The organism is Egicoccus sp. AB-alg6-2, assembly GCF_041821025.1.
GTDB lineage: Bacteria > Actinomycetota > Nitriliruptoria > Nitriliruptorales > Nitriliruptoraceae > Egicoccus.
This window is the reverse complement of the sequence record NZ_JBGUAY010000003.1, coordinates 30,636-42,782: the sequence shown is the minus strand read 5'-3', so window position 1 is coordinate 42,782 and position 12,147 is coordinate 30,636. Positions and strand designations below refer to the sequence as shown.

The following is a 12,147-nucleotide window of genomic DNA, read 5'->3' as shown; positions in this document are numbered from 1 at the left end:
TGAAGGGCCCCGTGTGCACCAGCAGACGCAACTGCAGTCCGGTATCACCGTCGTGACCGAGCACATGCCGGCAGTGCGTTCGGCGACCCTGGGTCTCTGGGTCGGTGTGGGCTCGCGCGACGAGACCACCGAACAGGCCGGCTGTTCGCACTTCCTCGAACACCTGCTGTTCAAGGGCACCTCGCGGCGCAGCGCACGCGACATCGCCGAGGCGTTGGACGCCGTCGGCGGGGAGATGAACGCGTTCACCTCCAAGGAGCTGACCTGCTTCTACGCGCGCGTGCTCGACGACGACCTGCCGTTGGCCTTCGACGTGCTCGCCGACATGGTCGTCGACGCCAGAAACACCGAGGCGGACGTCGAGGCCGAGCGTCAGGTGGTGCTCAGCGAGATCGACATCCACTTCGACACGCCCGACGACCTCGTGCACTCCGACTTCTCCGAGGTGGTGCTCGACACCCACCCTCTGGCCCTCGAGACGCTCGGCACCGCCGACTCGATCACGCGGATGACCCGCGACACGGTCGACGGCTACTACCGCCAGACCTACCGCCCCGGCAACCTCACGGTGGCCGCCGCCGGCAACGTCGACCACGACCGGGTCGTCGCGCTCGCCGAGGACCTGCTCGGTGACCTGCACCGGCCCGGCGGGAGCCGCCCGCAGCGTCGTCGCCCCGAACGGTTCGGCGAAGGGCGTGTGCACGTGCGTTCGCGTCCCACCGAACAGGCGCACGTCGTGCTCGGCGTCCCTGGGATCGCGCACCGTGACGCCGACCGCTGGGCGCTGCGGGTGCTCAACACCCTGCTCGGTGGCGGCATGTCCTCGCGGTTGTTCCAGGAGATCCGCGAGGTCCGCGGGCTCGCCTACTCGACCTACAGCTACGCCTCGTCGTACACCGACGGCGGGCTGTTCGGCGCCTACGTCGGGACGGCACCCGGCAAGGTCGACGAGGCGCTGCAGGTGTTGCGCGAGCAGCTCGACACCGTCGCCGACGACGTGACCGCCGACGAGGTGGACCGGGCCAAGGGGGCACTGACCGGTGGCACGGTCCTCTCGCTCGAGGACAGTGGTTCCCGGATGTCGCGCCTGGGCAAGCAGATCGCCACCGGTGCCGACTTCGTGACGGTGGACGAGGCGCTCGCGCGCATCGGCGACGTCACCGTGGACGACGTCCGACGGGTGGCCGCCCGGGTCCTGCGCCAGCCGCGTGACCTCGCCGTCGTCGGACCTTTCGGTGCGGACGAGCAGGACCGCTTCGCGGACGTCGTGGCCTGACCCGTAGGCTGGGCCGCGTCGTCGACGATCGGGTGGCAGGTGGGTGCGGTGCGAGTGGGCGTGGTCGGTGCCGCTGGCCGCATGGGCTCCGAGGTGTGCCGGGCGGTCGACGCGGCCGAGGACCTGACGCTCGTCGCCGCCGTCGACCCGCACCGGGCGGGCGAGGCGCTGCGGGGGATCGCCGGCATCGACAGCGACCTCGTGATCGCGGCCGACCTGGACGCCCTGGTCGCGGCCGACTGTGACGTGGTCGTGGAGTTCACCGGGCCGGCGGCGGTCGGTGCCAACCTGCGTTGGCTGCTCGAGCACGGCCTGCACGCGGTCGTCGGCGCGACGGGCATCGACGAGGACGACCTCGCGTCGGCACGCGAGCTGGCGAGCCGCGGGCAGGCCAACGCGCTGATCGCGCCCAACTTCGCCATCGGTGCCGTGCTGCTGATGCAGTTCGCCGCCGAGGCGGCAAGGCACCTGCCCCACGTCGAGATCATCGAGTTGCACCACGACCGAAAGGTCGACGCGCCGTCCGGGACGGCACTGCGCACGGCGGAGTTGATCGCCCAGAGCCGCAGCGAGGTGCCCGACGCGCCGCTGGGCGACGAACGCCACCCGGGTGCTCGTGGCGCTGCGCATGCCGACGTCCGCGTCCACAGCGTCCGGCTGCCCGGCATCGTCGCCAACCAGGAGGTCATCTTCGGCGGCACCGGCCAGACCCTGACGATCCGCCACGACTCGATCGACCGGACCTCGTTCATGCCGGGCGTGCTGCTCGCCTGTCGCCGGGTGCGCGACCTCGACGGCCTCGTCGTCGGCCTCGAGCACCTGCTCTGACCATGGCTCAGCGCCGCGGGGGGACGGGGATGCGGTCGAGGTCGGTGGCGACCACGACGTCGAGCTCGGGGGCCGCTGTGCGCGCCTCGTCGAGGTGGCCACGCAGGTCGGGGTAGCGCTGGGAGAAATGGGTGAGGACGACCCGCCGCGCGCCGCACTCCGCGCCGATGCGGGCCGCCTGGGCGGCCGTCAGATGCCCCACCTGCTCGGCCAGTGCCCGCTGGTCCTCGAGGAAGGTGGCCTCGATGACCAACAGGTCGACCTCGTGTGCCAGCGACCGGGCGCCGTCGCAGTCCCGGGTGTCCATCACGAACGCCATCGACTGGCCCGGTCGCGGCTCGGCGACGTCCTCGCGGCGTACCGCCCGCCCGTCGAGCTTGATCTCGCCGTCGCGCATCAGGTCGCCGCGCAGCGCTCGGGGCAGACCGAGCTCCTCGAGCCGTTCGGGCAGCATGCGCCACCCGTCGGGCTCGTCGACGCGCCAACCGACCGCCGGCTCGCCGTGTTCGAGCGCCGCCGACCGCAGGACCAGGCCGCCGAGGTCGACCGTGGTCGGCACGAGGTCGTCCACCGCCCGCAGCTTCACCGGTGCGGTGTCCTCGAAAGGTGTCGCATGACGCAATCGCACGATCGTGTCGGTCGCCGCCTGCGGGAAGTGGACGGTCAGGGGCGTCTGCAGCTCGTCGAGCGCCCGCCGTTGCAGGACGCCGGGAAGTCCGAGACAGTGGTCGCCGTGCGCATGCGTGACGCAGACGTGGTCGATCCGCGACACCGCCAGGCCGGCGTGTGAGAACTGGCGCTGGGTGCCCTCGCCGGGGTCGAAGAGCAGGCCGAGGCCGTCCCACAACAGGACGTAGCCGTTGTGGTTGCGCGACCGCGTCGGCACCTGGCTCGCGGTCCCGAGCACGACCAGTTCCCGGCCCGACACGGCGGCTCCCGTCGTCGTCGATCACCGCGGGCTCACGGCTCGGGAGCCGACCGTAGCCCGCACCTTCGTGACGACGCCGGCGACGACGCGCTACCGTCCACGGTCCGGCCGATGGTCGGTTGGCCACAGCGCACGTGGGTGGGTGCGCGGCCCTGAACGGGTGCACGCGAGTCGTGCGGGTTCCGCCGCGCGATCCCGCGTCCCGGGTGGGGCGCGAGGGAGGTCGTGCCATGACGTCCGAGCAGCAGGACAAGTACCTCGACGCGATGCGCCGGTTCACCGGCGACCTGCGGATGATGCGCCAGGTCTTCGCCTCGATGCAGCAGCGCGACGTGGCCCCGGGCGAGGAGCACTACCGGCTCCTGCTCAAGACCCACCTCGACGCCCGCGACCTCGCCGGTGCCCGCGAGATTCTCGCGCAGATGCAGGCGGCGGGGATCGACGCCGCGGGCGCCACCCGGTGGGACGTCGCCATCGCGACGGGACGCGCCGGACGCACCGACGACGCCCTCAAGATGCTCGACGAGCTCCACCAGGAGGGCCTCGAGCCGGACGCCGGCCACGCCCCCTCGGTGCTGCAGATCTACCTGAGCGCGGGGCGCCTGCCCGCCGCCCGTGCCGTCGTGCGGCAGATGACACAGCGGGGCCAGGCCGCGGCGGAAGCCGACTACGAGCGGTTGCTGCGGGACTGCCTCGACCGGCGGGCGATCAAGGACACGCGCACCCTCGTCGACCAGATGCTGCAGGTCGGACGTGCACCCTCGCCCCGGTTGGCGACCGAGCTCGTGGCCATGATCGCGCGCGCCGGCCACACCGACCGGGCCATCGAACTGCTCGAGCGGCTGCGTTCGTCCGGCGTCGAACTGCGCGGGGACGTGCACGACGAGCTTCTGCTCGCACACGCCAAGGCCGGCGACGCCGAGGCAGCGGATCGGGCCCTGCGTGCGATGGAGGACTCCGGGACCCGTCCGTCGAGCTTCCACCGCAATGCCGTCCTGCGGGCCCGTATCGCCGCAGGAGACGCCGACGGCGCCTGGGACGTCGCCCTCGGCCTCGCCGCCGACGGGCGCATCCCCTCCGGCGAGAACCTCGAGGGGTTGATCGACGTCAGCCTGGCCGCCAACCGTGTCGCCGCCGCCAGCGGCGTCCTCGACTGGATGATGATCCTCGGGGTGCCGATCCCGCCGCAGAAGGCGTCCGACATCATCACCCGGCACCTGCAGGCCGGTGAGCTCGACACCGCCATCGGCCTGTTCGAGTTGGTGACCGCCCGCGGCGTCCCAGCGGACCGGCGCACCGCTCGCGACCTGGTCGAGCGGCTGGTCCGGGCCAAGCGGCTCGACGAGGCCCGCGACCTCCTCGAGCGGCTGCGCGCCTCGGGAACCCTCACGCACGGACGGCACTACGGCTCGCTGCTCAACGCGCTGGTCGCCGCCAAGCGGGGCGAGGAGGCGATCGCCCTGCTGCAGCACATGCTGGCCAAGAAGGTCGCGCCGGCCGCCGCGGATGCGTCCAAGTTACTGGGCAACCTGGTCCGCGCCGGCGACCTGGCCCAGGCCGACGAGCTTCTCGCCGCACTCGGCGACGCGGGCGTGCAGGTGGACGAGCCGACCTACCGCGAGCTGATGTGGGCCCACGCCCGCAAGGGGCAGGCCGAGCCCGCCCGCGAGGTGTACGCCCGGATGGTGGCGGCTGGCATCACGCCCGACGACCGCCACCAGAAGGCGCTCGAGTGGGCGTCCGGTGAGACCCGTCGGCGCCTGCCGGACGGGTCCGCGGACGAAGGCACCGCGCCGGGCGGTGAGGTGCTGGTGGTCGCCAACCCGGCCGACCAGCGCGAGCAGCCCGAGCCGGCACCGCACGCGGTCGCCGCCGCCGAGCAGTCGCAGGCGCCCGCCGACACGCCGCCCGCCGACACGACGCCCGCCGAGCAGTCGCAGGCGTCCGCCGACACGCCGCCCGGCACGACGCCCGCCGAGCAGCCGCAGGCGGCGGGCGCGTCGTCCGACCGCGACGAGGGCACGTCGGGGTCGACGGCCGACGGCGAGCAGGTGCGGACCGGGGGCGAGTAGCGCCGGCGCGGACGCGAATCGCCGACCTTGCCGACGCGACGGCGCGACGGCGCCGCTCGTCAGCCGCGGCGGACCTCGAAGCGCGGGTGCCCGGCCGGCTCGACGTCTTCGGCCGCCACCTCCTCGACCACCGCTCGGGGCGGGCCGCCGGCGCGGATCCACTGCTCGACGGCTTCGACCCCGTCCGCAGGGCCCTCGAGCCAGGCGACGACCGTCCCGTCGGAGCGATTGGTCACCCATCCGGCGAGGTCGTGGCGCTGGGCCTGCTGACGCGTGGCGGCCCGGAAGAACACGCCCTGTACCCGGCCGTGGACGGTCAACCGTCGTGCCCGCTGGTTCGCCATCACGCCTCCTCGACCGCGTCGCCACCGTACGTCGCCTCCCACTGCGCCCGTGCCGTCCGGTCGGTCGCAACCACCTGGCTGCCCGGGCCGTCCCACCCTCACACGGACGAGGGGAGCGGACATGCGAAGCACGGGCCGATGGGCGACGATCACCACGACGACCGCGCTGGGGGTGCTGGTCGCCGCGCCGGCACTGGCCTGCGGGGGCCTGGTCGGTGCCAACGGCACCATCGAGCTGGTACGGACCACGACCCTGTCGGCCTACACCGACGGCGTGCAGCGTTACGTGACCGCCTTCGAGTTCTCGGGCGCGGGTGAGGAGGTCGGCGCGATCATCCCGTTGCCCGACATCCCGACCGACGTCGTCCGTGCCGGCGACTGGACGTTGCAACGCCTGGTTCGCGAGGTCGCGCCCGAACTCGAACAGTTCGCCCTCGCCGGTGGCGACGACGCCGCAACCGACGAGAGCGCCGAGGTGCTGCTCGAGACCGAGGTCGACGCGCTCGATCTCACGGTGCTGCGCGGCGGCGGCGACGAGGTCGGTCGCTGGGCGGTCGACAACGGCTTCTTCCTCACGCCGGACGCGCCGGAGATCCTCGACTTCTACGCCGCCCGCAGTGAGATCTTCCTGGCGGCGAAGTTCGACGCCTCGCGTGCGGCTGATCTCGGTCAGAACGCCGGCGACAGCACACCGATCATGCTCACCATCCCCACCGATCAGCCGTGGGTGCCGTTGCGCATCCTGTCGATGGGGCTCGAGGGCGGCAAGCAGGTCGAGGCCGACGTGTTCCTGCTCACCGAGCAGCGACCGCAGCTGCTGGCCGGCGGCCGGGGACTGGCGCTGAACCGCAGCGAAGCCGCCTCGTCCACGCTGCTCGCGGACCTGCGGTCCGACGTCGGCATGGAATGGGTGCCGGAGCAGATGTGGCTGACCCACCTCGAGCTCTCGACGCCTGCCGACGCGCTGACCTACGACCTCGCCGTCTCCACCGACCCGCAGGTGCACCCGAGCCTCGACGACGTGGGTGTCGAGCTGGCGTCGGCCGCGGTTCCGGTCGAGCCGGCGCGGACGCCGGCTGACTGGTGGCCGGTCGCGGTCGCTGTGGCGGTCGGGTACGTGGCCTGGTTGTGGACCCGCGCGATCCGGCGCCAGTCGCTGGGACCGTCGTGAGCCCGCGACTGCTCCGCCGGCTGCCACTGCTGGTCGCCGTGGTCGCGACGACCGTGACCTACGCGGTCGCCGCGTCCGTGCAGGCCTCGGCGGTCGAGCGCGAGAGCGCGACGCTCGGTCCCGGGCACGTCACCGTGACGATCGACCTCGAGCACAGCCGGTTCGTCCCCGACCGCCTCCGGGTGCGTGAGGGCACCCTGGTCACCTTCGAGGTGGTCAACCACGACCCGATCCATCACGAGTTCGTGCTCGGCGACGCCGACGTGCACCTCGCCCACGAACGCGGAACCGACCTGGTGCACCCGCCGGTTCCCGGCGAGGTCTCGACGCCCCCCAACACGTCCGGGATGACCTTCTACGCGTTCGACGAGCCGCGAACGACGGCGTTCGCGTGCCACCTGCCGGGCCACGTCGCCTACGGCATGATCGGCGAGGTCGAGGTCGTACCGGCTACGACGCCTCGGTCGTGACCAACTGCGTCCGGGCGAGGTCGGCGTAGAGTCCACCGAGCCGCAGCAGCTCGTCGTGGGTGCCGCGCTCGACGATGCGGCCCTCCTCGAGCACGACGATCTCGTCGGCGTCGACGACGGTCGACAACCGGTGCGCGATCACCAGCGCGGTCCGGCCGACGAGGGTCTCGCGCAGCGCCGCCTGGACCAGGCGTTCCGACTCGGTGTCGAGGTGGGCGGTCGCCTCGTCGAGGACGACGATGGCGGGGTCCTTCAGCAGCACCCGTGCCAGTGACACGCGCTGCTTCTCACCGCCGGAGAGGCGGTAGCCGCGCTCACCGACCACCGTCTCGTAGCCGTCGGGCAACCGCTCGATGACGTGGTGGATGCGCGCCGCTCGGCATGCCGCCTCGAGCTGTGCCTGCGTCGCGTCCGCACGCGCGTAGCGCAGGTTCGACGCGATCGAGTCGTGGAACAGGTGCGCGTCCTGGCTGACGACACCCACCGCACCGGCCAGCGATTCCAGCGTCAGGTCCCGCACGTCGTGACCGTCGACGGTGACCCGTCCGTCGGTCACGTCGTACAGGCGCGGCACCAGCGAGGACAGCGTCGACTTGCCGGCGCCCGAGGGGCCGACCAGCGCCGTGACGGTGCCCGGGCGCAGGTCGAGGTCGATGTCGCGCAGGATCCAGTCGGAGGCGTCCTCGCCGTGCTCCGACCGGGGACCCTCGAGCGACTCGAGCGACGAACCGCCGGCGGCGGGATAGCGGAAGTCGACCCGCTCGAATCGGACGTGACCGCGCGGATCGGTCAGCTCGACCGCGTCGTCCTTCTCGTCGATGTCGCGCGGCAGGTCCATCACCTCGAAGACCCGTTCGAAACTCACCAGCGCGGTCATCAGGTCGACCGGCGCGTTCGACAGCTGCGCCAGCGGGCCGTACAGCTGGGTGACGTACATCCCGAGTGCGACCACGACGCCGATCTGCAGGCCCGACTCGGGCGACATCACCAGCAGCCCGCCGACGAGGTAGACGAGCGCCGTGGCGACGGCGCCGACGAGCCCGAGTGCGGCGAACAGGGCGCGACCGTGGACGGCGGTGCGGACGCCGATCTCGGACACCCGCTCGGCCTTGTCGGCGAACGCGTCCGTCTCGCGGTCGACACGGCCGAACAGCTTGACCAGCAGCGCCCCGGCGACGTGGAAGCGCTCGGTCATGGTGGTGTTCATCTCGGCGTTGAGTTCCATCGCACGCCGTGCCAGCCCCTGCAGGCGCCGCCCGACGATCCGGGCGGGGAAGATGAACAGCGGCAGCAGCGTCAGCGCGAGCAGCGTCACCTGCCAGCTCAGCGAGAACATGGCGGCCAACGTGACCGTCACGCCGATGAAGTTCGCGACCACCGTCCCCATCGTGCCGGTCAGCGCCCGCTGGGCGCCGATGACGTCGTTGTTGAGGCGGGTGATCAGCGCCCCGGTCTGGGTCCGGGTGAAGAACGCCAGCGGCATCGACTGGACGTGGCGGTACAGCATCCTGCGCAGGTCGAGGATGAATCCCTCACCGACGCTCGACGACAGCCACCGTTCGACCATCGACAGGGCCGCCTCGAGGATCGCGACGGCGACCATCGCCGCGAACAGCCAGAACAGCAGGCCGCGGTCGCGCTCGGGGATCGCGTCGTCGAGGGCGAGCCGGACCAGCTGCGCCGGGATGACCGCCATGATCGACGTCACGATCAGCAGCACCAGGTAGGCGAGGAGTCGGCGCCGGTAGGGACGGGCGAGCCCCCAGGCGCGCTTGACCACGGCCATGTCGACGCCACGTCCCTTCACCGCGTCGGCGTCGCCGACGGGTCTCAGGCGCATGCGGCCGTAGCTGGAGGGTCCCACGTGGCATTCCTGGCATGAAGTGGTGCGAGATCGGACGAACCGCGAGGGACAACGTCGCAGACGATGCGGCCCTTCCCGGTCCGGGTCGACCGGACGTCGGTGCGCCGACCGCGCACGGACGAGGGCACGGTGCGGCGGTGCGAGCGCCCCCGGCAGCCGAACGTCATTCGGTGCCGACGACCCGGCGGCTCGGACTGCCGATGGACACGGTCAGGTGCGTCGTCACGTGCTGGACGCGTTCACCGAGCGTGGCCCACACGGTCGCGACGGCGCCCAGCACCGCGGCGAGGTCACCGTCGAGGCGGGTGACGAAATGCTCGCGACCGACCTCGACGTCGAAGTCGGCGATGCGATCGATCGCGGTCTCGATCGCAGCCAGGTGTTCATCGCCGCCCAGCGGGTACAGCGCCCAGTGCGCGCCGACGGGCACGCCGGCCGCGGGCAGGTCGAAGGTCGCCGCCGGCGGCAACGAGACGTCGGTCCCGATGTCGCAGGTCACCGACCCGGGACAGCCGCGCGAGAGCAGGACCGAGCCGACGACGTGACCGGTCGGGGTCCGGCGCGCGGCGAGCCGGAGGACCTCGACGACGTAGGCCACCACCTCGCGGTCGTCGCCGGCGACCCACGTCGTGACGTCGTCGGTCTGCACGGTCAGTCCGCCCGGGTCGGCGTCGTCGAGGGCACCGAGGATCACCGAGACGAAGTCGTCGGTCATCGGGTGGACCGAGAACCGGGCGCCGACGCCGAGTTCGGTCGGGCTCGCCTGCCGGAGCGCGGCTGGCTGGGGACTCATGGGCTGCTCTCCTCCGCCGGGATGGCTCGACAGCCTCAGCGGGTGGCGGTTCGGTCCACCTCGATGAGGTGGCGCAGCTGCCGCCACCCGCGCAGGTTGCCGGCCGGCTGCGCGCCCGCGGCGGGGGTCGCCACGTGTTCGAGCGGCGACCAGTGTGGCGGCTCGGCGGTGACGAGGCGGTCGTAGAGCTCCTCGTCCGCGGACAGGTCACGTCGACCGTCGTGGGTCAGGTAGCTGACCCGGGCGCAGCGTGCCGCGGCGATGCGCTTGCGTGTCTCGACGTCGAGGTCGCGTTCGTCATCGCGGATGTAGGGGGTGTGCCAGTCGTCTTCCGCCACCTCGACGGGGGTGCTGGCGTCGAAGGCGGCGCGCATGGCGTCGGCGGCGGCGCGGATCTCGGGCTGGGCCAGCGGGCTGCACCGCTGCTGCCAGAACCCGTCCCAGTCGGTCGCGGTCACGATGACGGTGTGCCAGATGAACGGCTCGAGGATGCGGTTGGCCACCTGCTTGTGGACCCCGAGTTCGAGCAGCCGTTCGGCGGCCGCGACCGCGCCGTCGCGGGCATCGAGCCACGCGGCGAGCGCCCGCTCGTGGTCCTCGCCCTGCAGCGGCGGTCCGGCCTGCATGCCGCGCTGGTTGGCGCCGAACTCCAGGGGCACGGCCGGATCCTGCAGCACCGCCTCGAGTTGACGTTTCACCGGGATGGCGCGGGAACTGGCCGAGTTGCGCGAGAACGCCCGATGGGTGTTCAGCTCCGCGAGCACGAACCGGTGCAGCGTGACCTCGATGGTGGTCAGGCGGCTGCCGGCGGGCGAGATGCTGTCGCAGACGACCTCGGCGCGCGGGCCGCCGCCCGTCGACGGGGCGGTCACCGCGGGCGCGGGGGAGGAGGCGGACACCATGGCGGACCCTTCGCGTCGCGGCCCGCTCCGGCTGGTCGCGGGCGGCACCGATCCTACCGAGGGACCCGAGCGGCCCCGGCTAGTCTCGGCGCGCCGCAGCCACCGACGTCGAGGACGCGACCACATGAACGACCGCGCGCGTTCGGTGGCGATCGGCGCCTTCGCAGGCGTCGCGCCCCTCCTGCTGCTCGACCTCGCCCGTGTGCTGCACGAGGCGATCCGGACCGACCCGGGCAGCACCAGCGTGTGGTGGCCGGTCGCCTGCTACCTCGGGGTCGGCGCCGTCGCCGCGTTCGGCGTCTCGGCGTCGCGCGGTGATCGACTGGTGCCCGCCGTGGCGATCGTCGCCCTGCTGCTGGCCGCCCTGCCCACCGTCGCCACCCGGCCGGCGAGCTGGCTGCCGGGCGTGCCGCTGGTGACCACCAGCCTCGCCGCGCAGGCGGTCGCCTTCACCCTCGTCGGGGTCTACACCTACGCGTTGCTTCGCGGGCCACGCGGCTGACGCACCGCCGTCGGCGCGACCGGGGTTCGCAATCGGGTCGCGCCGCACCGGTCAGGACGCCTCGAACCGGACGCGGTCGGTGACCTGCGGTGCGAGGGGGATGCCGTCCCCGCGCGTGAACTCGACGTGCAGGTCGTGCTCGCCGGCCTCGAGTTCGACCGGGAAGGTGACCGTCTCGCACGGATCGGCGATGGTGCACGACTCGAGGTAGTCGACCACGATGCGTTCCCCGTTGAGCATCACGGTCAGACCACCGGCCTCCTCGGGGTCGGCGGGGAGTTCCTCCAGCGTGGCCGCGCCCGGCCCGATGCTGCCGCCGGTCACCGCGACGGCGACCTCCAGCGTGCCGGCCTCGATGACGTCGCCGTCCTCGGGCACCACGAACGCGACGCTGGCGTCGTCGGCCAACGGCAGGTAGTCCGGCGGGGGGTGCCAGGCGCGGGTGAGCGGGGCGTACAGCGTCACGGCGGCGACGACCGCGAGTGCGGCGATGCCCCAGGCGAACGGGAAGCGCCAGTGCAGCTCCAGGGGGGTGAGCGCGGCGGTGAGCACCCCGACGAGCAGCACGACACCCATGGGGAACGCCCACCCGATCCAGTCGGACAGCCAGTAGTCGGCCAGCGGCGCCAGCGAGGACAGCACGGCCACCGCGGCCAGTGGCACGACGAGGTCGTCGAGCGACGCGATGCGCACCCGTCCGGCGACGGCCAGCACGGCGATCACGAGCAGTCCGAGGCAGACCGCGGTCAGCAACGCCTGCCAGGTCGAGCCAGGCCCGGCGTGGGCGACGAACGGTGTCATCGGAGCCTCCTTGCACGCGCACCGCAGCGAGACGGCGGCCCGTGTCCGGCTACGACGAGGCGGGGAAACCCGCGCGAGACCCCTCCAGCGGACCGGGCCCGCCCCCGGCGGCCGCGGGTGCGGGGACGGTTAGGATAGGGCGTCGGCCGACCGTGACCCCTGGCGGGGCGGTGGCGCGCAACCCGACGACACACGA

12 protein-coding genes are annotated in these 12,147 nt (G+C 72.6%); 6 read left to right on the top strand and 6 right to left on the bottom strand.

The features are described 5' to 3' along the window. Nucleotides 1–13 precede the first annotated feature (13 nt). Nucleotides 14–1,276, top strand: a complete 1,263-nt coding sequence (locus ACERMF_RS05065; protein WP_373667947.1) for a M16 family metallopeptidase — start codon at nt 14–16, stop codon at nt 1,274–1,276. Between the two features lie 48 nt (nt 1,277–1,324). After that, nucleotides 1,325–2,104, top strand: coding sequence for a 4-hydroxy-tetrahydrodipicolinate reductase (gene dapB, locus ACERMF_RS05060; RefSeq protein ID WP_373667946.1), 780 nt, complete (start codon nt 1,325–1,327; stop codon nt 2,102–2,104). Nucleotides 2,105–2,111: 7 nt separating this feature from the next. Here dapB and ACERMF_RS05055 read toward each other — a convergent pair whose 3' ends face one another. Continuing rightward, nucleotides 2,112–3,032 (bottom strand): ribonuclease Z, encoded by a 921-nt coding sequence (locus ACERMF_RS05055; RefSeq protein WP_373667945.1) that lies wholly within the window; start codon nt 3,030–3,032, stop codon nt 2,112–2,114. Nucleotides 3,033–3,262: 230 nt separating this feature from the next. Here ACERMF_RS05055 and ACERMF_RS05050 point away from each other — a divergent pair, with 230 nt between their 5' ends. Continuing rightward, a complete protein-coding gene (locus ACERMF_RS05050; protein WP_373667944.1) occupies nt 3,263–5,104 on the top strand; it encodes a hypothetical protein in 1,842 nt (613 codons plus the stop codon). Nucleotides 5,105–5,163: 59 nt separating this feature from the next. Here the strand turns inward: ACERMF_RS05050 and ACERMF_RS05045 are convergent, their stop codons facing one another. Next, nucleotides 5,164–5,448, bottom strand: coding sequence for an acylphosphatase (locus tag ACERMF_RS05045; protein WP_373667943.1), 285 nt, complete (start codon nt 5,446–5,448; stop codon nt 5,164–5,166). Between the two features lie 121 nt (nt 5,449–5,569). Here ACERMF_RS05045 and ACERMF_RS05040 point away from each other — a divergent pair, with 121 nt between their 5' ends. After that, the gene (locus tag ACERMF_RS05040; RefSeq protein WP_373667942.1) at nt 5,570–6,619 is read left to right on the top strand and encodes a DUF2330 domain-containing protein; all 1,050 of its coding nucleotides are present in this window, start codon (nt 5,570–5,572) and stop codon (nt 6,617–6,619) included. Beyond that, entirely contained in the window at nt 6,616–7,089 is a 474-nt protein-coding gene (locus ACERMF_RS05035) for a plastocyanin/azurin family copper-binding protein (RefSeq protein WP_373667941.1), read from the top strand. The genes ACERMF_RS05040 and ACERMF_RS05035 overlap by 4 nt, the downstream gene beginning before the upstream one ends. Here ACERMF_RS05035 and ACERMF_RS05030 read toward each other — a convergent pair. From ACERMF_RS05030 to ACERMF_RS05020, 3 genes are all read right to left on the bottom strand, one after another. After that, nucleotides 7,070–8,953 carry an ABC transporter ATP-binding protein gene (locus ACERMF_RS05030; protein ID WP_373667940.1) on the bottom strand — a complete coding sequence of 628 codons (1,884 nt, stop codon included), beginning with the start codon at nt 8,951–8,953 and terminating at the stop codon, nt 7,070–7,072. The genes ACERMF_RS05035 and ACERMF_RS05030 overlap by 20 nt on opposite strands. A gap of 163 nt (nt 8,954–9,116) precedes the next feature. Further along, nucleotides 9,117–9,746 carry a YkoF family thiamine/hydroxymethylpyrimidine-binding protein gene (locus tag ACERMF_RS05025; RefSeq protein WP_373667939.1) on the bottom strand — a complete coding sequence of 210 codons (630 nt, stop codon included), beginning with the start codon at nt 9,744–9,746 and terminating at the stop codon, nt 9,117–9,119. Between the two features lie 35 nt (nt 9,747–9,781). Then, nucleotides 9,782–10,648 carry an FAD-dependent thymidylate synthase gene (locus ACERMF_RS05020; RefSeq protein WP_373667938.1) on the bottom strand — a complete coding sequence of 289 codons (867 nt, stop codon included), beginning with the start codon at nt 10,646–10,648 and terminating at the stop codon, nt 9,782–9,784. A 124-nt stretch (nt 10,649–10,772) separates the two neighbouring features. On the opposite strand from ACERMF_RS05020, the gene ACERMF_RS05015 reads away from it, so the two are divergent. Further along, nucleotides 10,773–11,150, top strand: a complete 378-nt coding sequence (locus ACERMF_RS05015) for a hypothetical protein (RefSeq protein WP_373667937.1) — start codon at nt 10,773–10,775, stop codon at nt 11,148–11,150. Between the two features lie 51 nt (nt 11,151–11,201). Here ACERMF_RS05015 and ACERMF_RS05010 read toward each other — a convergent pair whose 3' ends face one another. Further along, nucleotides 11,202–11,951, bottom strand: coding sequence for a hypothetical protein (locus ACERMF_RS05010; protein WP_373667936.1), 750 nt, complete (start codon nt 11,949–11,951; stop codon nt 11,202–11,204). Between the last annotated feature and the right edge of the window lie 196 nt (nt 11,952–12,147).

Coding starts and splice junctions, on each gene's coding strand:
- ACERMF_RS05025 (WP_373667939.1), bottom strand. CDS start 9,746: ATGAGTCCCCAGCCAGCCGCGCTCCGGCAGGCGAGCCCGACCGAACTC.
- ACERMF_RS05050 (WP_373667944.1), top strand. CDS start 3,263: ATGACGTCCGAGCAGCAGGACAAGTACCTCGACGCGATGCGCCGGTTC.
- ACERMF_RS05015 (WP_373667937.1), top strand. CDS start 10,773: ATGAACGACCGCGCGCGTTCGGTGGCGATCGGCGCCTTCGCAGGCGTC.
- ACERMF_RS05040 (WP_373667942.1), top strand. CDS start 5,570: ATGCGAAGCACGGGCCGATGGGCGACGATCACCACGACGACCGCGCTG.
- ACERMF_RS05045 (WP_373667943.1), bottom strand. CDS start 5,448: ATGGCGAACCAGCGGGCACGACGGTTGACCGTCCACGGCCGGGTACAG.
- ACERMF_RS05020 (WP_373667938.1), bottom strand. CDS start 10,648: ATGGTGTCCGCCTCCTCCCCCGCGCCCGCGGTGACCGCCCCGTCGACG.
- ACERMF_RS05010 (WP_373667936.1), bottom strand. CDS start 11,951: ATGACACCGTTCGTCGCCCACGCCGGGCCTGGCTCGACCTGGCAGGCG.